The organism is Azotobacter vinelandii CA, from assembly GCF_000380335.1.
Taxonomy (GTDB): domain Bacteria; phylum Pseudomonadota; class Gammaproteobacteria; order Pseudomonadales; family Pseudomonadaceae; genus Azotobacter; species Azotobacter vinelandii.
Genome location: NC_021149.1, coordinates 1,705,758 through 1,725,711, shown reverse-complemented (window position 1 = coordinate 1,725,711; position 19,954 = coordinate 1,705,758). Strand labels below are relative to the sequence as shown.

Here is a 19,954-nt window from a genome sequence, read left to right as displayed (position 1 = left end):
TCAGCACAGGAAATCGGCCGATTCGGCCACCGGCGCCGCACCGCAGCGGACCGTCTCCGCCAGCGCCAGCGCCTGGACGAGGACATGGGCGACGTAGAAGCGCGCGCTCACCAGCTTGCCTTTCAGGAACGCGCCGGGTTCGCCGCGCGCCTCGATCAGCCGGGCCGCGGCGAGCGCGCCGCGGCCATGCTGCCAGGCACCGGCGACCGTCCCCGCGAGCATCAGGAAGGGCACCGAAACCGCCAGGGCCGCCTGGGCGTCGTCGCGGTACAGCGGCAGGATGTGCTCGCCCGCCTGCCGGAGGCTGGCGATGCCCCCGGCGAGGCCGCTGCCGATGTCGCCCAGGTCCCGATGGCGCTGCAGTTCCTCCGCCACGTCGGACATGTCCCGCAGCAGCGCGGCGAAGGCCGCGCCGCCATCCCGCGCCAGCTTGCGCCCGACCAGATCGGCCGCCTGGATGCCCGTGGTGCCCTCGTAGATCACGCCGATGACGGCGTCGCGCAGATGCTGGGCGGCGCCGGTCTCCTCGACGAAACCCATGCCGCCGTGGATCTGCACGCCCAGTTGGGTGAGCCGGATACCGTTTTCCGTCGCCCAGGCCTTGAATACCGGGGTCAGCAGTTCGACGAACGCCTGGTTGCGGCGGCGAACTTCGGGGTCGGCATGGCGCTGCGCCAGATCCTGCGCCTGGGCGATGACCAGGGAAAGCGCCCGCATGGCCTCGATCTGCGACTTCATGCTCAGCAGCATGCGGCGCACGTCCGGGTGCCGGACGATGGCTACCGGCTCGCCGCTGAGCGCATCCACACCCTGGATGCGCTCGCGGGCATAGTCCAGCGCCTGCTGATAGGCGCGCTCGGAGAGGGCCACGCCCTCCAGGCCGACGATCAGCCGCGCCATGTTCATCATCACGAACATGGCCTGCAGGCCCCTGTTCTTCTCGCCCACCAGGTAGCCCGTGGCGCCCTCGCGGTCGCCGTAGGCGAGAACGCAGGTCGGGCTGCCATGGATACCCAGCTTGTGCTCGGTGGACACGCAGCGCACGTCGTTGCGCGCGCCCAGGCTGCCGTCCGGATTGACCAGGAACTTGGGTACCAGGAACAGCGAGATGCCCTTCACACCTTCCGGCGCGTCCGGCGTGCGGGCCAGCACGAGGTGGACGATGTTTTCCGTCAGGTCGTGCTCGCCGTAGCTGATGAAGATTTTCTGCCCGTGCAGCCGGTAGCTGCCGTCGGCCTGTTCGATGGCCTTGCAGCGCAGCGCGCCGACGTCGGAGCCCGCGTCGGGCTCCGTCAGGTTCATGGTGCCGCTCCAGCGGCCGCTGACCAGGTTGGGCAGGTACAGCGCCTTCTGCTCGGGCGAGGCCGCGGCGCAGAGCGACTCTATCGCGCCGAGCGTGAGGCCGGGGCACATGACCAGGGACTTGTTGGCCGCCATCATGATTTCGCCGATGGCCATCGAGACGGCGTAGGGAAGCCCCTGGCCGCCGTATTCCTTCTCCACGGCGACGTTGTTCCAGCCGGATTCGACATACTGCCGATAGGCTTCCTTGAATCCCTCGGGCGTGGCGACCTCGCCGTCGCTCCAGCGCACGCCTTCCCGGTCGCCTGTCGCGTTCAGCGGCGCCAGTACGCCGGAGGCGAACCTGCCGGCCTCCTCCAGGATGGCGCCGATCAGTTCCGTCGACAGATCCTCGAAGCCGGGCAAGGCGACGAGCCGTTCGTTGTCCAGCAGATGCTCGAAAATGAAATTCAGGTCTTCCAGGGGCGCCTCGTAACGACTCATTTCTTGTTCTCCTGTTCCTGCAGCAAACGCCATTGGATCTTGCCGCTGCCGGTCTTCGGCAGTTCGTCGACGAACTCGACCGCCCGCGGAATCTTGTAGGCGGCCATGTGCTCGCGGGCCCAGTCCATCAATTCCTCCGCCGCCAGCGTCGCCCCCGGCCTGAGCGCCACCAGGGCCTTGACCGTTTCGCCGCGATCGTTGCGGTTGCAGGCGATGACGCAGGCTTCCTGGATGGCCGGATGCCGGTAGAGGATGTTTTCCACTTCGGAAGGCCAGACCTTGTAGCCGGAAACGTTGACCATGCGCTTCAGCCGGTCGGCCATGAAGAAGTAGCCCTCTTCGTCGTAGTAGCCGATATCGCCGGTGCGAAAGAACCGCTGGCCGTCGAACTCCACGAATGCCTCCCTGGTCGCCTGGGGGTTGTTCCAGTAACCGCTGAACATGCAGGGGCCGCGCGAGATCAGTTCGCCTTTTTCGCCGATGCCCAGTTCGCCGCCCGTGTCCGGGTCCAGCACACGGGTATCCACCTCGAACATGGGCACGCCCAGGCATTGGCGCTTGCTGCGGCCATAGGGGTTGAGGTGCACGCCGGCGACCATTTCGGTCATCCCCCAGCCTTCCTGGTATTCCAGACCGGTCAGGGCGAAGAAGCGCTCGGCGACGGCCAGCGGCATGCTGGTGCCGCCGCCGTACACGCAGACCAGCGAGGAGAAGTCGTACTGCTCGACATCCGGCAGCGCCAGGAGATCGACCACCATGGTGGGGATGTTGCACCAGTGGGTTATCCGGTGCCGGTGGATGGCCTGCACGGCACAGAGGCGGTCCCAGCGGGACATCAGATGGAGCGTGCCGCCGAGGAACAGCGGCAGGCCCATCGCGGCGATCATCCCGGTCACATGGAAGAAGGGCACCACCGACAGGACGCGCGCCTCGTTGCTCCAGGGGTTGCAATTGGCCTGGGTGACGAGCTGCGCATTCAGGGCGCGGTGGCTCAGCATGCAGCCCTTGGGATGCGCCGTGGTACCCGAGGTGTAGAGCAGCGCGGCCAGTTGCTCGCCGCAGTGGCGCGCCGGCTCGGCCAGCGGCGGATGTTCCAGCGCCGTGCGCAGCGAGACCACACCGTCGTGGTCCCGCGCCTCGGGCGCCGCGAGCAGCGCGTCGGGCACCGGCAAATCCGCCTCGGCAGGCAGGTCGTCGGCGTAGCGGGCGACGATCAGATGCGCCGGCGCGCCGTCGCGCCGCAGGGGCAGGAAGTGTTCGAGCAGCTCCGCCCCCACCAGCGCCACCTTCGCCCCGGTGTCCTCCAGATACCAGGCCAGTTCCTCGCTGCGGTTCATCGGGTTGACCGGCACCGCGACCGCGTCGGCGCGCAGCACCGCGTAGAAGCCGACGATGTAGGCCAGGCTGTTCTGCATGTCGAGCAGGACCCGATCCCCCGGTTCGACGCCGGCCCGGTGGCGCAGATGGCCGGCCAGGCGCTCGACCCGCTCGTACAGCTCCCGGTAGGTGAAGGTCCGGCCATAGAAGTCGACCGCGACCTTGTTCGGATAGCGCCGTGCGTTGGTTTCCAGATGCTCCGTGAAGCCGGTGGCCGGATAGGACAGATGCAGCGGCAGGTGGCGGGGCCAGTGTTTGAAGTGCAAGCGTGTCATGGCAGCACCTCGAAGAGTCCCGCGGCGCCCATGCCACCGCCGATGCACATGGTCACCACCACGTATTTCACGCCGCGGCGGCGTCCCTCGATCAGCGCGTGGCCGACCAGACGCGAGCCGGACATGCCGTAGGGATGTCCCAGGGCGATCGCTCCGCCATTGACGTTCAGGCGCCGCTCGTCGATGCCCAGGCGGTCGCGGCAGTAAAGTACCTGCACCGCGAAGGCTTCGTTGAGTTCCCAGAGCCCGATGTCGTCGACGCCCAGGCCGGTCTGCCTGAGCAGCCTGGGCACCGCATGGACCGGGCCGACACCCATTTCGTCCGGCTCGCAGCCGGCGACCGCGAAGCCCAGGAACAGGCCCAGAGGCTGCAGGCCGCGCCGTTCGGCCAGGCCCGCGTTCATGACGACGCAGGCGGAAGCCCCGTCGGAGAACTGGCTGGCGTTGCCCGCGGCGATCACCCCGCCCGGCACCACGGACGGAATGGCGGCGACGGACTCGTAGGTGGTGTCGGGCCGGATGCCCTCGTCGCGGGAAACCGTGATTTCCCGGCGGGCGAAATGCCCGCTGTCGCGCTCGAACACGCCCATGACGGTGGTCAGCGGCGCGATTTCCTCGGCATAGCGCCCTTCGGCCTGGGCGGCGGCGGCCCGCAACTGGCTGTCGACGCCGTAGCGGTCCTGCGCTTCGCGGCCGATGCCGTAGCGGGCGGCGACGGTTTCCGCGGTGCGCAGCATGTCCCAGTGCACCGCCGGCCTGTGCTGGCGGATCCAGGCTTCTTGAAGGAGCGCGAAGTTGGCGTCGTTCTGCACCAGGGAAATCGACTCCACGCCGCCGGCCACGTAGACGTCGCCTTCGCCGGCGATCACCCGCTGCGCGGCGAGAACGATGCTCTGCAGCCCGGTGGAACAGAAGCGGTTGATGGTCAGGCCGCCGGTGGTCACCGGGCAGCCGGCACGCAGGGCGATCTGGCGGGCCATATTCATCCCCGCCGGCCCTTCCAGGAAGGTCGAGCCCATGATCACATCCTCCACTTCGCCCGGCTCGATGCCGGCGCGCAGGATGGCCTGTTCCACGACATGTCCGCCGAGGGTCACGGGATGGGTCATGTTGAAAGCGCCCCGCCAGGACTTGGTGAGGGCGGTACGCGCAGTCGAAACGATCACGGCGTCATTCATTGCAGTTCTCCCGCCCGGCCGAAGCCGAGGTCGTGTTCGGCGAGGCGCACCAGCAACGGCGCCGGCGTCCAGAAACGCGCGTCGCCCCCTTCTTCGCACGCGAACTCGCGCATGCGCCGTACGACATTGGCCAGGCCCTGCTCCTCGGCATAGTGCATCGGGCCACCACGCAACCTGGGAAAGCCGTAACCGGCCAGATAAACCACATCCACATCCGATGCCCGCAATGCGATGCCCTCTTCCAGCAGGCGGGCGCCCTCGTTCACCAGGGCATAGATGCAGCGCTCGACGATTTCCCGGTCGCCGATCGTCCGCGGTAGCAGCCCCGCGCGGGTGCGATAAGCGTCGATCAGTCGCTCGACTTCCGGGTCCGGAGTACCGCCGCGCCGCCCCGCCTCGTAGCGGTACCAACCCTTGCCGGTCTTCTGCCCGAAACGGCCCTGCTCGCATAAAAGATCGGCCGTCGCGGAAAAGCGCAGGCCGGGATCGGCCGCCCGTTGCCGCTTGCGGATCGCCCAGCCGATGTCGTTGCCGGCCATGTCGCACATGCGAAACGGCCCCATGGCCATGCCCCAGGTCTCCAGCGCCCGGTCGATCTGCCAGGGCAAGGCGCCGGCATCCAGCAGCAGGCCGGCGACGCGCAGGTATTCGTTGAGCATGCGGTTACCGATGAAACCGTCGCACACGCCGGACGCCACGCTCACCTTCTGCAGGCGCTTGCCCAGGCGCATGGCCGTGGCCATGACGGAGTCGGCGGTGCGCCGGCCGCGCACCACTTCGAGCAGGCGCATGACCTGGGCCGGACTGAAGAAATGCAGGCCCACCACCGACTCCGGCCGCGAGGTGGCCTCGGCCAGCAGGTTCAGGTCCAGCGTGGAGGTATTGCTGGCGAGGATCGCGCCGTCCGGCAGCGCCTCGTCCAGCCGCCGCAGCACCTGGCGCTTGACCTCCAGGTCCTCGAACACCGCCTCGACGGCCAGTTGGACATCGCCCAGCGCGGCATAGTCCAGGCTGCCGGAAAGCTTGCCGAGCAGGGCATCGCACTGCGCCTGGTCCAGGCGCTTTTTCGCCAGCAGCCCGGCGAAGTGCTCGCGGACCACGGCCAGACCCCGTTCCAGGGCCTGTTCGCCGCTTTCCAGCAGCGCCACTTCGAAACCGGCGTTCAGAAAGACGATGGCGATGCCGGTGCCCATGGTGCCGGCACCCACCACGCCGACCCGCTCGACCGGAATCGTCGGCGTGGAGTCGTCGATGCCGGGAATCTTCCCGGCGGCCCGCTCGGCCAGGAAGGCATGGCACAGGGCGCGCGACTGCGGACCGGCATGCAGCCCGGCGAACAAGCGACCTTCCTCTTCCAGCCCCTCGTCCACCGGCAGGCGCCCGGCGGCGGCCACGGCCTCCAGCGCGGCCAGCGGCGCCGGCCCCTGCCCCTTCTGGCCCTTGAGCCGGTCGCGGACGAAATGGATATAGAGTTCGTCCTCGACCTCCACGCGCAGCGGACGATCGCGCAGGCGTGGCCAGGGGACCGTGTCGGCCGACAGGCGGCGGGCGAAATCCACGGCCGCAGCGCGCAGATCCTCCGTCGCCAGTTCGTCGACCAGGGCCGTGTCCCGGAAATCCGCCGCCGCCTGCTGCCGCCCGGAGAGGATGAGGTTCAGGGCGGCATCGAGCCCGATGGCCCGCGGCAGAAGCTGGGTTCCGCCGGCGCCCGGCAACAGCCCCAGGGTCACCTCCGGCAGCCCGATCCTGGCGGAGGCGGAGAAAACCCGGTAATGACAGCCGAGCGCCAGTTCGAGCCCGCCGCCCAGGCACAGGTCGCCCAGCGCGGCCACCACGGGCTTGCGGCTGTTTTCCACGGCGCGGATCAATTCCGGCAGGGAAGGACTGCGGGTCGCCAGATCGGAACCGAATTCATTGATGTCGACCCCGCCGGAAAACACCTTGTCGTTGCCATGGAGCACTATGGCCTCGACCGCCGGATCAGCATTGGCGGCATCCAATGCCTGCAATAAATGAGTCCGCAATTCGAAGGAAAGATTGTTGATGGGAGGACGATCGAGCGATAGCACCGCCACACCGTCGTGCAGCATATAAGCATTGTTGTTCATAGGATGCTAATGACCTGTCTATTCTGGAGTCGGCTAGTTGGCCACTTTCTTATTCTTGCGGGGCGATTCTCGAATGCAGGGTCATCCGGCGTCTGTAGGAAAATTCCTAACGACGAAAAACCGGTAGCAAAATCCAGGCGGCGCATTATGATCGGTCTTGCGTCAACGAGGACACAGGCATGGATAACAATAAAGAACCGGCCCCGACAAACAACGAAACAGACTCCATCCGACCACCCTACCAGGCGTTGATCGAACAGTCGCTGGTTGGCATCTATATATTGCAGGACAACAGGCTCAAATATTCGAACAACGCCTTCGCGCAATTGAATGGCTATAAAATCGAAGACTTCGTAGGTCGCAGCCTGCATGACTTCCTCGACAGGAACCATCTGATGCAGGTCATGCGGAATATTCACACGCGCATCGCCCAGGGCGGCAGCATGCGCTACAAGGTCTGCGCCCGCAAAAGCGACGGGCAACCCATTTATCTGGAAGTTCACGGCAGCTATACCGAACTGGAGGGCCGCCCGGCAGTGGCCGGGGTCGCCATCGACATCACCGACCGCCACAACTACGAACAGGAACTCAGGAATTCACGCGAACAACTGCGCATTCTCGCCCGCCACAGCAACAAACTCGCCGAACAACTCAGGGCCAGGATAGCCCGTGAAATACATGACGTCCTGGGCGGAGTGCTGACATCGATAAAGCTGGACACCAACCGTCTGAAACAACGCGCCGACAATCCGGAAACACTGGAAATCATCGAAAGCATACTCGGCCTCAGCCAGGAAGGCATCGATATGGTGCGGGAAATATCGGAGCAACTTTATCCCGCGGTCCTGGATCATTTGGGCCTCGATGCGGCACTTCGAAACGATTTCGAGCGATTCTGCAGGCGAACCGGCCTGAACGGCGATTTCCATACGAGCTGCACCGCCCTGAATCTCGGCGGCAGCAAATCCCTGGCCGTCTATCGAATATTTCAAGAAGCGCTCACCAATATAGCCAAACATGCCCAGGCGGAAATCGTGACTGTCGATGTCGGCCTCGACCGACAACTATTCCATATGGAAATAAAAGACGACGGCCAGGGCTTGCACGCCAATTTTCCCCGCGAAGGCTCCCTGGGACTGCTCAGCATGAAAGAGCGTGCGGCCGAAGTCGGCGGCATGCTGGAAATCAGCGGCACGGCACGGGGCACTCGACTGCATTTGCAGATTCCGCTTCAGGAAGACAAGGCATGATCAGCGTCCTCATCGTCGACGACCACCAACTGTTCCGTTCCGGCCTGAGTCGATTGCTGTCCGAAGATCGAAAAATAGCCGTGGAAGGCGAAGCCGCTTCGCTTCCGCAAGCCATGGAAATCCTGCGTCGACAGACCTTCCATGTCGCCATCGTGGATATCAACCTGGCGGGCCGCAGCGGGCTGGAACTTCTTTCGCGCATCCGACACGACTGGCCCAGGCTGCCCGTGCTGATGATCTCGATGTACCCGGCCGCGCAGTTTTCCGCCGTGGCCTTTCAAAAAGGGGCCAGTGGATATCTATCGAAGGATGTCGAGCCCGGCGAATTGCTCCGGGCGGTGAAAACCGTCGCCAAGGGTGGACAATACGATGCCTCGCATCCATCGGCCACGCCCGCCCAGGTCGCCGACGAGCGATTCGCGAACCAGCCGCATCTTCGCCTCACGGATCGGGAAATGCAGATATTCAACCTCATCGTCACCGGCGCCAGACTCACCGAGATCGGCGAACGTATCCTCCTGAGCGTCAAGACCGTGAGCACCTACAAGACCCGGATAATGGAAAAGCTCGGGGTCAATAACAACGCCGAGCTGATCCAATACGCGATACGTCACGGAATATTGATCGAGTAGCGGATCACCAGATGGCGATGGTGTAGTCCATGTTTATCCGCAACTCGTTCACATCGCGGGAATAACTACTCTGGTAATCGGCCTGGCGAACGCGAAACGCCATATCCTTCAGCGGCCCCGACTGGATCACATAGGACAGCTCCAGATATCGCTCGCTTTCGTGCGCCCTGCTGGCACTGAAGGCGGGCATGTTTATGTGACTGCCATCGGCATAGCGAAACGTAGCCAGCAGGCCGGGCAACCCGCTTGCCGCAAAGTCGTAATCGTAACGCACCTGCCATACCCGCTCGTCCGGGTTGCCCATCTCGCCGTCGAGTAGTCCCTGGCTGTGCGTGTGCGTGAAGGTCGCGTTTATGCCGACGAACCCGTGTTCGCCGAAAATCCGGTAGTAACCGGCGCCGAACGCATGCCCCTTGTACTTGTAGGTCGAGAAAAATCCCGCATAGCGATTGTCGATATCCCCGGCCCGCGCCTCGCCCTGCTCGCTGCTGGAGAAATAGCGAAAATCATGCTGCAACTTGCCGGGCCCCAGGGCATGGCTGAACTGCACGCCCAGGTAATGCTGCTTGTACACATCGTCGAGATAGCCGAAGTAATGGTTCGTGACCAGCCCGGGAGTCCAACGGTAATCGGCGCCGACGAAAGCGAAGTGACTGCCCTCGGCGCTGGACTCGAAACGCCCCCAGGGGCTGGCTATCCGCAATGCCTCGAAGTTGGTGGAGTTGCGCTCCTCGATGCGATCGAAATAGCCCGCGTGCAGGGTGAGATCGCGAAATTCCCCCGACTTCATCTGCGCGCCGCGAAACACCGGCGGAAACAGGCGCACCGTCGGCGAAACCAGTATCGGCACCATGGGCGTCAGACCGCCGACGGCCAGTTCGGTCTGCGCGGCGCGCGCCTTGAGGACGAAATCGAACTGGCTGTAACTGCTCTCCGCCTTGCCATCCGGCCCATATGCGAGCAAGCCGGTGCCCACGCGATCGGGGGAGGAATCGAGCTTGACGCCGGTCTTGCTCGTCAGGCCGACGGCGAAGCCGACAGGTCCTTCGGTATAACCGGATTGAACATTCAATATGAAACCCTGTGCCCATTCCGCCTGACGCGACTGCGACTGAAAACGCGTGGCGTCGCCCTTGTAGTCGCGATCCATATAGAAATTCCGCAATGTCAGGGTAGCCTTGCTATCGGCCAGGAAGTCCCCGCTGGCGGGCATGGACAATACTGCACAGATGCCGGAAGCAAAAACCGCCCCTGCATTTCGAGGAGAGAACATTTTTATTGCGACTCCGAATTATTATTCTTGTACCGGAAACTTTTCAGCAATCAATACCAGGCTTTGGCCAGAATACGGCGCAACTCCTCCAGATCCTCTCCACCGATTCTTTCCGCAAGTTCCTGTTCGATCGATTCCATTTCCTGTCTGGCGGCATCGGCCATGCGCAATCCTTCGAGACTGAAACGAACGAGTTTGATGCGCCGGTCTTCCTCGCTGTCCACCAACTCCAGAAATCCCGCTTGCACCCCCTCGCCCACCATCTTGTGAATGGCCTGGCGAGATATCCCCATTTGCCGAGCCAATTCGGACAGACCGATCGGCTCGCGACTTATCTGGCCATACAGACGGCTCATGGCCGGCGTGATTCCTCCATAGCCTTTTCGCTCGGCCCCCTCGAATATCCGCGCTTCCATCCATTCGTGGCGTTCGCGCAGCAACTGTCTCAGCGACTTCATAATTCCCGGTTTCTCCTTTATTCGTTCGTAAAAGATCGTCCTGTCGGAACAGGTGAATCGAGCCCGGCGAAGTCTCCCGCCTACATCGTCAACCTAAGTTGACATGTAGGATATTTCTGGTATCGTCGCCTTGTCAACTAAGATTGACAAATCATCGGCCCAGGGTTGCGATGGGGTCATGGATAATAAAAAAAGGCATGCACAATGAAAAAAACAGAAAATGGCCGGGCGCTCATAACCATCGGATTATGTTTCGTCATCGCTCTATTGGAAGGCGTGGATCTTCAGTCCGCCGGTATCGCGGCGCCGGGCATGCAGGCGGACTTCGAGCTGACGCAGGGCATGCTGGGCGCGATGTTCAGCGCTGGCATTCTCGGACTGCTTCCCGGTGCCCTGATCGGCGGCCGGATGGCCGACCGGGTGGGCCGCAAAAAGGTTCTGATCGTCTCAGTTCTGTTGTTCGGATTGTTTTCTCTACTGACCGCGATGGTCTGGGAGTTCTACGGACTGCTTCTGGCCCGTTTCATGACCGGCGTGGGTCTCGGGGCCGCATTGCCCAATCTCATTGCCCTGTGCTCCGAAGCCGTGGATGAAAAATACCGGGGCCGCGCCGTGAGCCTGATGTATTGCGGCATGCCGATCGGCGGCATTTTCGTTTCGCTCCTGGCGATGAGCGGCTTTTTCGGCGGATGGAAATTCATCTTCTATGTCGGCGGCTTGGCGCCATTGCTGGTGGTGCCGCTGATGATCCTGTGGCTGCCCGAATCGCGAGCCTTCAGCGATACCACGGCCAATCGTCCGAACGACCCTCCGCAGTCTCTCGCCGCCATTTTCCAAAATGGCCTGGCCACCCCGACCATACTGTTATGGATCAGCTATTTCTTCACGCTGATGGTGGTCTACATGCTGTTGAACTGGCTGCCGTCCCTGTTGGTCGGCCAGGGCTTCACCAAGACCGAAGCCTCCACCGTGCAGATGTTCTTCAGCCTGGGCGCGGCGACGGGAACGATCGTCCTCGGCCAACTACTGGATCGCTGGAAAATGATCGCCGTCATCGCACTCATGTATGCGGGAATTCTCGTGGCCCTGCTGGCGCTAGGCAACGCCGACAATCTCCACGCCATGATCGTCGCTGGCGCCACCGCGGGATTCTTCACGATAGGCGGCCAGATGGTCCTGTATGCACTGGGCACGCTGTTCTACCCGATACGGATACGGGCCACGGGTCTGGGAGCCGCGATAGCGGTAGGGCGACTGGGAGCGATGAGCGGTCCCGCGGTCGCCGGTCAACTGCTAGCGATGGGCGGCGATACGGCCGGCGTGCTCATGGCTTCTTCGCCGGGAATCATCGTCTCGGCCCTGGCGATTTTCTACTTGCTTCTCCGTAAACACCCCGCAACCGGTCTTGCAACCTTATCCAATCGATAAAACATATGCGGTAAGTGCACCCGCCGCGCCGGAACCTGAATCCAGCGCGGCCATTTCGTTCGTAAAAGCCTACTTCGCCCCTGCACACTCATGGACGACTGGCACACAAGCCGAAGCCCGTAATCCACATAGCCACCAAGACAATCCGAGACACCTTCGACCGCCAGGCAGCGCCACACGTCGGAAGTCAGAACGGACGTCCCGAAATGGTCATACTTGTCTGAAATTCCGCCGGAACGCGGGGGGCCGTACCCAAGAGCAGTTCTTTTCGCCTCGCCTGGAGCGGCCAAGTCCAAGGGGAACAGGAGAGTTACGCCATTGAAAATCGCGCAGATCGTTCCGCTCTACGAAGCCGTACCGCCACGCCTGTACGGCGGTACGGAACGGGTGGTCGCGCATCTGACCCAGGCGCTGATCGATCTGGGCCACGAGGTGACGCTGTTCGCCTCGGCCGACTCGCGCACCGACGCCCGGCTGGTGGCGATGCGCAAGCAGGCGCTGCGATTGGACCCCGCGCCGCTCAAGTCGGACCTGGCGAGCCACCTCATCCTGCTGCAGGAGGTCCGGCGCCACGCCGACGAGTTCGACGTCCTGCACTTTCACATCGACCTGTTGCATTTCCCGTTCTTCGAGGACATGGCCGGGCGGACGCTGACCACCGTGCACGGACGGCTCGACATGAAGGACCTGCCCGAGGCCTACCGGCGCTGGAACGCCTTCCCGCTCGCCTCGATCTCCGAGGATCAGCGTAGGCCCCTGCCCTTCGCGCACTGGCACGGGACGGTGCATCATGGCACCGACGGCGAACGCTTCCATTACCACGACGCCTCCGACGACGACTACCTTGCCTTCCTCGGGCGCATCTCGCCGGAAAAGCGTCCCGACCGCGCCATCGCCATAGCCATTCGCGCCGGCCTTCCGCTCAGGATGGCCGCCAAGGTCGATACGGCGGACCGTGAGTATTTCGAGCAGCGCATCCGTCCGTTGCTGGACCATCCGCTGATCGAATTCCTGGGCGAGATCAACGACGCCGACAAGGTGGAGTTCCTCGGCAACGCGAGCGCGCTGCTGTTCCCCATCGACTGGCCGGAGCCCTTCGGGCTGGCAATGATCGAGGCGATGGCCTGCGGCACGCCGGTCATCGCCTGGCGCTGCGGAGCCGTGCCGGAAGTGGTCGAACAGGGCGTGAGCGGGTTCATCGTCGACAGCGACGAGCAGGCCGTGGCGGCGGTCCACCAGGCGCAGGCCCTCGACAGACGCCGCGTGCGCGCGGCCTTCGAGCGGCGTTTCTCGTCGAAGATCATGGCGAGCGCCTATGTCGATCTCTACCAGCGGCTGCCCGCCTTCGTCGGCCGCGATCCGGCGCCCGCCGCTCTCCCGCCAGGAGGCCCGAACCCATGACTCAGGGGATGACCCGGGAGCCGGCGCTCGCCGAACTCGATATCGAGGAAGTGCTCGAACGCACTCCGCAGCGCCTGCTCGTGCTCAAGGAAAGCGACACCTTTCTGGTGGCCGACGTCTACGGCGACGTGACCGGGGACGCCGACGGGCTCTTCCATGACGACACCCGGCTCCTGTCGATCTTCCGCCTGCGCTTCAGCGGCCAGAAGCCTTCGCTGCTGTCGGGCATGGTGAGCGGGGACAACGTATTCTTCACCGCCCACATGACCAATCATCCGCTGTCGCCGCTCGAAAGCGCGGCCACCCCCAAGGGCGTCATCCACATCGAGCGCAAGCGCTTCTTGTGGGACGGCCGGATCTTCGAGCGCATCTGCCTGTTCAACTATGGCGACCAGCCGATGCGGGCCCCCTTGACGCTGCAGTTCGCGGCCGACTTCCACGACATGTTCGAGGTGCGCGGCGAGAAGCGCCCCAGGCGCGGCCAGCACCATCCTGCGCAGCTCGGCGAGCGGACCGTGCAACTGAGCTACACGGGGCTGGACCAGCGGTGGCGCGAGGTCCGCATCGAACTCTCGGAAACGCCCGAACGGCTGGACGAGGGCTGCGCCGAATTCCTGGTCGATATCCGGGAACACGCCTCCTGGGTACTGCATGTGGAAATCGGCGGCGGACCGGCGGCGCAGCCCGACGATCGCCGCTACCGGGCGGCGGCGGCGGCGGCGCGCCGGAGCATGCGCGCGCGCCAGCGCCGCGGCGCGCGTCTGCAGTCGTCGGCGCGCCTGTTCCAGGGATGGCTGGACAAGTCGCGGGCCGACCTGGCGCTGCTCACCACCGACCTGCCGACCGGTCCCTATCCCTATGCCGGCATTCCCTGGTTCTCCACGCCTTTCGGCCGCGACGCCATCATCACCGCCCTGCAGACCCTGTGGCTCGACCCCAGCCTGGCGCAGGGCGTGCTGGCCTTCCTGGCCCGCCATCAGGCCCGCCAGACCTCGACCTTCCGCGACTCCGAGCCGGGCAAGATCATGCACGAGATGCGCAAGGGCGAGATGGCCGCGATCAACGAGCTGCCCTTCGCCCAGTACTACGGCGGCGTCGACACCACGCCGCTGTTCATCGTGCTGGCCGGGGCCTATGCCGAGCGGATGGGCGATATCCAGGCGGTCGAGCCCTTCTGGCCGGCCCTGGAAGCCGCCGCCCGGTGGATAGAGCGCAGCGCCGCCGGCACCGCCAACGGTTTCCTCAGCTATGCGCGCGGCGAGGCCAGCGGCCTGGCCAATCAGGGCTGGAAGGACAGCCACGACTCAGTGTTCCACCAGAATGGCGCCACGCCGGAAGGACCGATCGCGCTCATCGAAGTCCAGGGTTATGCCTACCGCGCCTATCTGGCCATGGCCGAACTCGCCGCCTGGCGCGGCGACGACGAGACGGCCGGACACTGGCGGCAACGCGCGCAGGAGCTGCGCACGACGGTCGAGCGGCATTTCTGGCAGAACGACCTGCGCTTCTACGCGCTCGCCCTGGACGGGACCGGCCGCCCCTGCCGCGTGCGGGCCTCCAATGTCGGCCACCTGCTGTACATGGGCCTGCCATCCCCGGAGCGCGGACAGGCGCTGGTGCGCCAGTTGCTGTCGCGCGCCTTCAACTCCGGCTGGGGCATCCGCACCCTGCCGCCCGAGGCGGTGCGCTTCAACCCCATGTCGTACCACAACGGCTCGGTCTGGCCGCACGATGTCGTCCTCTGCGCCGCCGGCATGGCGCGCTACGGCGAACGCGAAGGCATCGTGCAACTGATGAGCGGCCTGTTCGAGGCCGCCACGCATTTCGGCATGCGCCTGCCGGAGCTGTTCTGCGGCTTCGAACGCATTCCCGGCGAAGCGCCGATCGCCTACCCGGTCGCCTGTCTGCCCCAGGCCTGGGCCGCCGGCTCGGTGTTCATGCTGCTGCAGGCCTGCCTGGGCCTGCACATCGATGCCCGGCGCCAGACCGTCCAGATCGAGCAGCCGCGCCTGCCGGCCGAGATCGACCGCCTGCAGGTCCGCCACCTGCCCGTCGGCGGACAGCGCGTCGACCTGAACTTCCAGCGGCTGGGCCAGCGCGTGGTGGCCTTCATCGAACAGCAGCGCGGCCCGCAGCCGGTACGCCTGTCGGTGCAGTTCTAAGCCGAGGGCCGGAGAGAGCGGGCGGCGAGCGGTCGCTTCGCCCGCTCCTCAAGCGTCCTCGTCGAGCGAAACATGGAACACCGGGAAAGGCACAGGCGCCTGTCCGGCGGAAACGCGCCCGAGCGTTCCGTCGCGAACGGTGCGCAGCGCGGTCTTGAGGCGTTCGCCCGGCGCGATCTCGATGGCCTTGTTCATCAGATCCTCGCCATGGGCCTTGTCGCCCTTGCCGTAATGGGCCTGACCCAGAGCGGCGGTGAACCAGGCCTCCATGGCCTTGCGCACCCGGACGGACCAGGCGGGATCGGCGGCGTTCCTCTCCACGGCGGCATCGAACAGGCGAATCGCCTCGTCGTAGTCCCGCCGCAGCAACTTCACATGGCCCAACCGAGCCAGAGTCATCGGTTCGGCACGGGCCTCGCTGGTCAGGTCACTGTCCACCGCCAGCCCGGCGTACCGCTCGGCCTTCGCAAGAAGGAGATCGTCGGGCGCCCCGGCTGCGCTGGCCAGTTTCAGGTAGGCCGTGCCCAGCTTGCCGTAGACGTTCGGCCTGGCTTGGTCGGGCAGGCCGTTCTCCAGGGCCTCCTCGAAGGTAGCGGCGGCCTCGGCATTCCTGCCGAGGCGAAGCTGGCTGGTTCCCAGGAAGTCCAGCAGCTCCGGGTCGCGATGGCCGTCGGTCAGACTGGCGTTCAGGAAGGCGATGAGCTCGGCGTCGCGCTGCATCTCGAACAGGCAGCCCACCGCGACGACCATATGGTTGCGCCATTCCTCGCTGCCACGTACAGCCGGCTCTTTCGACGCAGAAGCATCCGCCATGACCTGCGGACAAGCCGCCAACCAGCCCTGCCCCTCCAGAGCGGCCGACCAATCCTGCCGCAAACGGGCGGCGAGCGCGACATCGCAGGCCAGAATGCCGGCGACGAACGAGCCAAGCGCGAGCCTGGATTTCACGGACATACTCCTTATCGTCGATCGAGGCATCGGATAAAGACGGACAAAGGAGACGAAAATTCGCCGCTCCCGAAAAAGACCTGGCCCTTTCCGGAATGGCGTGAACGAGTCGGCGGTAGCTGTCGGCATGAACCGGTTCATCCCCGCGGATGCGGGGAGCGAGCATTACTCTCTACCTTTTCTAGTGGCCGAGAACACCCGGTTCATCCCCACATGCGTGGGGAATACCTCGTAATAATATCAAAAAGCCATAAAAAACTATCCATCCCCGCACACCGGGGATACCGCGACGCGGCCCCTGAATGCGGCCGCCCGAACGGTCTATCCCGCGGGGGCGGGGAACACTGCAGCAGCGGCAGCGTGCGCTGGTAGAACAGCGGTTCATCCCCGTGGGTACGGGGAACACCGAATCACGGCGCTCGGACTCGCCAGCCTGTTCGGTTCATCCCCGCAGGCGCGGGGAACACTGCTCGGATGCTTGCTGGCTGGCAAGAACGCGCGGTTCATCCCCGCCCCCGCGGGGAACGCATCCTGACGCGGTTGATCGAGCCGTCGAGAAGCGGTTCATCCCCGCACCCGCGGGGAACGCCTGACGCTGTTGCCGACGAAGCGCACCTGCACCGGTTCATCCCCGCACCCGCGCGGGGAACACCGGCGCCTCGAAGAGCGGCTGGAGTTCGCGCCCGGTTCATCCCCGCACCTGCGCGGGGAACGCTTCCCGCCTATCTCCGAATGCCCGTGCGACCCTCTTCGAACCGGCCAGATTCCCGTTCGAGGGGCGGACCGCTACAGGAACACGTCCGCCGGCACCTTGAATCGCTCGGCCAATGCACGGATGTGCCGAACATTGAGCTGACGCTTGCCGTTGAGGATCTCCGACACCACAGACTGGGCGCCGATTTCCGGCAGGTCGCTCTGGTTCAGGCCGTGCTCGTTCATCAGGTAGCGCAGTACCTCATGCCCCGGGGCGTCGGGAATAGGGTAATGCTCCGCATCGTAGGCAGCGATGAGATCGCCGACCTGCGAGGCCAGGGCGGCAAGGGGGTGCTGCTCGGTACCGCCGATCTCGTCGAGCAACTCGTCGAGGGCTTCGACCAGGGCGTCGTAGTCGGCCTCGGTCTGCGGCGGGGTGAGCAGCGGAGCGACGTAGCGCCAGTGTTCGGCGGCCTGTTTCAGGAGCTTGCTCATGGGCACCTCACTTCCATTGGTTGCGGTCGTACTCTTTGTGATCGAGCACGGCCCGGATGAAAACCTTCTTGAAGCGGTAGTCCACCACGGCGATGAGCCGCAGCTTGTTGCCGCCGATGTCGAACACATGCTTGTCCGCCACTTTGTCCACGCTGGGGAAGGCCTGTTTCATCTCGGCGAAATCCTTCGGTGCCAGCTTGCTCATCAGGCGATACCACGCATCCAGTGCGGATGCGGAGTGAGGCCACTTTTCCTTGGCTTCCCAGATGCGCTTTTGTGTGATGACATGCATACCGCGACATCCGTATAGCAATTCGCGATACGGAGAATATTGCCCGCGCTCAAATATCGCAAGATGCTATTTTTACGCTGCATATCTTTCACCCTTTCCGCCACCCGCTCCCTCGCCGACTCGACGTAGCGCTTTTCCACATGCCACTCCCGGACCGATCCAGACCCTCCCCGCCCGACGGCAGTTTCGCCTCCAACACCAGCCCGCGGGTACAAGCCTCAGTCATGAGGCTGTGGATGACGCGGGGAAGCCCCCATAAGACGCTTAAGAGTTAGGCACTACTGCTTCATCCCTGCGCTCACGGGGAATGCTCCCAAGCACGGCGACCGGATACCCGATCATCGGTTCATCCCCGCACTCGCGGGGAACGCGTGGTCGTCATCCCCCGGCGGTTCGTCACCGACGGTTCATCCCCGCACCCACGGGGAACGCGGCTTGATGATTCTTAGCGGAGCCTCGGCATACGGTTCATCCCCGCACCCGCGGGGAACGCGTTGGTGTTCCAAGTTTCGTACGAAAGGCTCACGGTTCATCCCCGCACCCGCGGGGAACGCACTTAGCGTAACCGATTGTTCCCAAAGGGAAAAACCAGATGCCAGAAATCTACCGGTTTTTCCTGCCAAGGATCGGGCTTTTCCGGCGGATGGAAAGCCATCAGGTGCAGGCCATCGAATTCGACCGGCAGGCGCCGGTTCGCACCCTGGGTCTGGAACTCGTGGCCGGATTCGTGGCGGCTGGTCCAGGCCATGAGCAGGTTGCCATCCTCCTCGCAGCCTCCGGCCAGGTGCTACCAGATCATTTCGCGGGTGCGTCCGGCCGGCCGCCGGCATGCAGGCGTACGTCCGCCGCTCCCAGCCGGACCGACAAGATGCCGACGGTCGCCGCAAGGTACGCGGCAGCGGATCATCGACATCCGCGCCTTCATCCGCAGCGGCTCGAGCGGCGGCGGCATCAGCAGCGCGCCACGCTGAGCAGGCCGCAACCGAACGCCTTGGCCGGTCCGATGCCGCTGGCCAGGGCCCGGCGCAGCGCGTCGGCCTCGACCACCTGCAGCAGCCCTTCGAAGCAGACCCGCTGCAGCACGATCGGCGCGCCGCCCTTGCGCCGGCTGTCGAGCAGGTCGCTGGCGCTGACCAGCACGGCCTTCACCGCGAAGCCGTGCCGCTCGCCCTGGCGCTGCAGCCAGGCCAGTTGCTCGGCCTCCCCCAGCAAGCCGCGACGCTTGCCGGCGCGGGTCACCGTGGGGTTGGCCAGGAGACGGAAGCGGTACCGCCATTGCGGCCGGATGAGCGCCTCGAGATCCAGGGCCTTGCATTCGGCGGGTCTTTGCAGATAGCCCGGCAAGCCCTGCAGAACATCCCAGTCGCCGGATTCGCAGGACTGCACCAGAAGCGTCGGACTGGCCCAGGCATCCGCTCCCGGCTCCAGACGCCAGAGGAAGCGGCCGGGCGCATCCCGTTCGTCCCGCACGAAGGCGCGCACCAAGGTACGGTGCATGTCGTAGGCGTCGGCCAGGTCGCGGCGCGCCTGGGCGCTGCGGGGGTCAAGGGTCAATCGGGTCAGGTACATGCAGCACTTCCTGTTTGACGAAACGCGGCCCGAAACGCCGCTCGGCGAAGGGGCCGACCGGCTGGTCGAGACGCACCGAGCCCTCCCGCAGGTCCTCCAGCGCCAGGCGCACGCTGCCGCCCGGCGCCCAGGGCACCAGCGGCGGATAACCGCTCAGGGCCGACAGCAGATCGGCGTGTAGAAGACCGTCCGCCAGGAACACCGGCATGCCCGGCACGAAGCTCTTGCGCCCCAGCGCCAGCGGCCAGACCGGCCTGCGCAGGGCGCCCTGGATACGCTCCAGCAAGGCGCTGTCGGCGCTCTCCAGCCCCACCAGAAAAACCGCATCGGACAGATAGAAGCGCGGGCTGACCACGGTACGCCTGGGGTCCGCCTTGCCGCTGGCGATCAGCACGCCGGTGGCGGTCTGGTAATCGCGCAGCGGGACACCCTCGCGGTCCACCCGCACGCCCATGCGCAGGGCCGCCAGATCCTCCAGCGGCTCGCGGCGATCGCGTCCGAGCGCGGCGCAGACCAGGCCGAGCACGCCGGACTTGGAGGGTTCGAGCTGGGTGTCGCGCTCGTCGAAGCGGCTGGTCGTGCCCCAGGATTGCATCGGTCCCTGCAGGCACAGCAGCAAGGTGGCCATGT

General features: G+C 64.9%; 17 protein-coding genes. 5 read left to right on the top strand and 12 right to left on the bottom strand.

The genetic code is table 11. From position 1 onward, the window contains the following. From AVCA_RS07945 to AVCA_RS07930, 4 genes are read right to left on the bottom strand one after another with little or no spacing between them, the layout of a single operon-like run. On the bottom strand, positions 1–1,785 hold the full coding sequence (locus AVCA_RS07945; RefSeq protein ID WP_012700361.1) for an acyl-CoA dehydrogenase: 1,785 nt from the start codon (positions 1,783–1,785) through the stop codon (positions 1–3). Then, positions 1,782–3,437 (bottom strand): long-chain-fatty-acid--CoA ligase, encoded by a 1,656-nt coding sequence (locus AVCA_RS07940; RefSeq protein WP_012700360.1) that lies wholly within the window; start codon positions 3,435–3,437, stop codon positions 1,782–1,784. Before AVCA_RS07940 ends, AVCA_RS07945 begins: the two co-directional genes overlap by 4 nt. Beyond that, a complete protein-coding gene (locus AVCA_RS07935) occupies positions 3,434–4,615 on the bottom strand; it encodes an acetyl-CoA C-acyltransferase (RefSeq protein ID WP_012700359.1) in 1,182 nt (393 codons plus the stop codon). Before AVCA_RS07935 ends, AVCA_RS07940 begins: the two co-directional genes overlap by 4 nt. Next, entirely contained in the window at positions 4,612–6,705 is a 2,094-nt protein-coding gene (locus tag AVCA_RS07930) for a 3-hydroxyacyl-CoA dehydrogenase NAD-binding domain-containing protein (RefSeq protein WP_012700358.1), read from the bottom strand. Before AVCA_RS07930 ends, AVCA_RS07935 begins: the two co-directional genes overlap by 4 nt. Before the next feature lie 197 nt (positions 6,706–6,902). Between AVCA_RS07930 and AVCA_RS07925 the strand changes: the two genes are divergently transcribed. Together AVCA_RS07925 and AVCA_RS07920 are read left to right on the top strand one after the other, a co-directional pair. Further along, a complete protein-coding gene (locus tag AVCA_RS07925; protein WP_012700357.1) occupies positions 6,903–7,973 on the top strand; it encodes a PAS domain-containing sensor histidine kinase in 1,071 nt (356 codons plus the stop codon). Beyond that, positions 7,970–8,605: a response regulator gene (locus AVCA_RS07920; RefSeq protein ID WP_012700356.1), complete on the top strand. Its 636-nt coding sequence runs from the start codon at positions 7,970–7,972 to the stop codon at positions 8,603–8,605. Before AVCA_RS07925 ends, AVCA_RS07920 begins: the two co-directional genes overlap by 4 nt. Before the next feature lie 4 nt (positions 8,606–8,609). Here the strand turns inward: AVCA_RS07920 and AVCA_RS07915 are convergent, their stop codons facing one another. Continuing rightward, a complete protein-coding gene (locus AVCA_RS07915) occupies positions 8,610–9,818 on the bottom strand; it encodes an OprD family outer membrane porin (protein WP_012700355.1) in 1,209 nt (402 codons plus the stop codon). Positions 9,819–9,928: 110 nt separating this feature from the next. Then, a complete protein-coding gene (locus AVCA_RS07910; protein WP_012700354.1) occupies positions 9,929–10,336 on the bottom strand; it encodes a MarR family winged helix-turn-helix transcriptional regulator in 408 nt (135 codons plus the stop codon). Between the two features lie 204 nt (positions 10,337–10,540). On the opposite strand from AVCA_RS07910, the gene mhpT reads away from it, so the two are divergent. The 3 genes from mhpT (at position 10,541) to AVCA_RS07895 (ending at position 15,327) form a co-directional block, all read left to right on the top strand. Continuing rightward, positions 10,541–11,764: a 3-(3-hydroxy-phenyl)propionate transporter MhpT gene (gene mhpT, locus AVCA_RS07905; RefSeq protein WP_012700353.1), complete on the top strand. Its 1,224-nt coding sequence runs from the start codon at positions 10,541–10,543 to the stop codon at positions 11,762–11,764. 318 nt (positions 11,765–12,082) lie between these two features. Then, on the top strand, positions 12,083–13,165 hold the full coding sequence (locus AVCA_RS07900; RefSeq protein WP_012700352.1) for a glycosyltransferase family 4 protein: 1,083 nt from the start codon (positions 12,083–12,085) through the stop codon (positions 13,163–13,165). Beyond that, the gene (locus AVCA_RS07895; protein ID WP_231876331.1) at positions 13,162–15,327 is read left to right on the top strand and encodes an amylo-alpha-1,6-glucosidase; all 2,166 of its coding nucleotides are present in this window, start codon (positions 13,162–13,164) and stop codon (positions 15,325–15,327) included. The genes AVCA_RS07900 and AVCA_RS07895 overlap by 4 nt, the downstream gene beginning before the upstream one ends. Positions 15,328–15,375: 48 nt before the next feature. Here AVCA_RS07895 and AVCA_RS07890 read toward each other — a convergent pair whose 3' ends face one another. From AVCA_RS07890 to cas5e, 6 genes are all read right to left on the bottom strand, one after another. Then, positions 15,376–16,404 (bottom strand): tetratricopeptide repeat protein, encoded by a 1,029-nt coding sequence (locus AVCA_RS07890; protein ID WP_236616362.1) that lies wholly within the window; start codon positions 16,402–16,404, stop codon positions 15,376–15,378. Between the two features lie 657 nt (positions 16,405–17,061). Continuing rightward, positions 17,062–17,463 (bottom strand): helix-turn-helix domain-containing protein, encoded by a 402-nt coding sequence (locus AVCA_RS07885; RefSeq protein ID WP_012700349.1) that lies wholly within the window; start codon positions 17,461–17,463, stop codon positions 17,062–17,064. A 7-nt stretch (positions 17,464–17,470) separates the two neighbouring features. After that, a complete protein-coding gene (locus tag AVCA_RS07880) occupies positions 17,471–17,755 on the bottom strand; it encodes a type II toxin-antitoxin system HigB family toxin (RefSeq protein ID WP_012700348.1) in 285 nt (94 codons plus the stop codon). A gap of 556 nt (positions 17,756–18,311) precedes the next feature. Beyond that, positions 18,312–18,539: a type I-E CRISPR-associated endoribonuclease Cas2e gene (gene cas2e, locus AVCA_RS07875; RefSeq protein WP_269078202.1), complete on the bottom strand. Its 228-nt coding sequence runs from the start codon at positions 18,537–18,539 to the stop codon at positions 18,312–18,314. Positions 18,540–18,706: 167 nt separating this feature from the next. Beyond that, the gene (gene cas6e / locus AVCA_RS07870) at positions 18,707–19,324 is read right to left on the bottom strand and encodes a type I-E CRISPR-associated protein Cas6/Cse3/CasE (protein ID WP_012700345.1); all 618 of its coding nucleotides are present in this window, start codon (positions 19,322–19,324) and stop codon (positions 18,707–18,709) included. Continuing rightward, positions 19,299–19,952, bottom strand: a complete 654-nt coding sequence (cas5e, locus tag AVCA_RS07865) for a type I-E CRISPR-associated protein Cas5/CasD (protein WP_012700344.1) — start codon at positions 19,950–19,952, stop codon at positions 19,299–19,301. The genes cas6e and cas5e overlap by 26 nt, the downstream gene beginning before the upstream one ends. Positions 19,953–19,954: the final 2 nt, after the last annotated feature.

Excerpts from the sequence above, each read along its gene's own strand:
- AVCA_RS07930 (WP_012700358.1), bottom strand. The coding sequence starts at position 6,705 with ATGCTGCACGACGGTGTGGCGGTGCTATCGCTCGATCGTCCTCCCATC.
- AVCA_RS07920 (WP_012700356.1), top strand. The coding sequence starts at position 7,970 with ATGATCAGCGTCCTCATCGTCGACGACCACCAACTGTTCCGTTCCGGC.
- AVCA_RS07890 (WP_236616362.1), bottom strand. The coding sequence starts at position 16,404 with ATGCCGACAGCTACCGCCGACTCGTTCACGCCATTCCGGAAAGGGCCA.
- AVCA_RS07940 (WP_012700360.1), bottom strand. The coding sequence starts at position 3,437 with ATGACACGCTTGCACTTCAAACACTGGCCCCGCCACCTGCCGCTGCAT.
- AVCA_RS07915 (WP_012700355.1), bottom strand. The coding sequence starts at position 9,818 with ATGCCCGCCAGCGGGGACTTCCTGGCCGATAGCAAGGCTACCCTGACA.
- AVCA_RS07945 (WP_012700361.1), bottom strand. The coding sequence starts at position 1,785 with ATGAGTCGTTACGAGGCGCCCCTGGAAGACCTGAATTTCATTTTCGAG.
- cas6e (WP_012700345.1), bottom strand. The coding sequence starts at position 19,324 with ATGTACCTGACCCGATTGACCCTTGACCCCCGCAGCGCCCAGGCGCGC.
- cas5e (WP_012700344.1), bottom strand. The coding sequence starts at position 19,952 with ATGGCCACCTTGCTGCTGTGCCTGCAGGGACCGATGCAATCCTGGGGC.
- AVCA_RS07925 (WP_012700357.1), top strand. The coding sequence starts at position 6,903 with ATGGATAACAATAAAGAACCGGCCCCGACAAACAACGAAACAGACTCC.
- AVCA_RS07935 (WP_012700359.1), bottom strand. The coding sequence starts at position 4,615 with ATGAATGACGCCGTGATCGTTTCGACTGCGCGTACCGCCCTCACCAAG.
- AVCA_RS07880 (WP_012700348.1), bottom strand. The coding sequence starts at position 17,755 with ATGCATGTCATCACACAAAAGCGCATCTGGGAAGCCAAGGAAAAGTGG.
- AVCA_RS07895 (WP_231876331.1), top strand. The coding sequence starts at position 13,162 with ATGACTCAGGGGATGACCCGGGAGCCGGCGCTCGCCGAACTCGATATC.
- mhpT (WP_012700353.1), top strand. The coding sequence starts at position 10,541 with ATGAAAAAAACAGAAAATGGCCGGGCGCTCATAACCATCGGATTATGT.
- AVCA_RS07885 (WP_012700349.1), bottom strand. The coding sequence starts at position 17,463 with ATGAGCAAGCTCCTGAAACAGGCCGCCGAACACTGGCGCTACGTCGCT.
- AVCA_RS07910 (WP_012700354.1), bottom strand. The coding sequence starts at position 10,336 with ATGAAGTCGCTGAGACAGTTGCTGCGCGAACGCCACGAATGGATGGAA.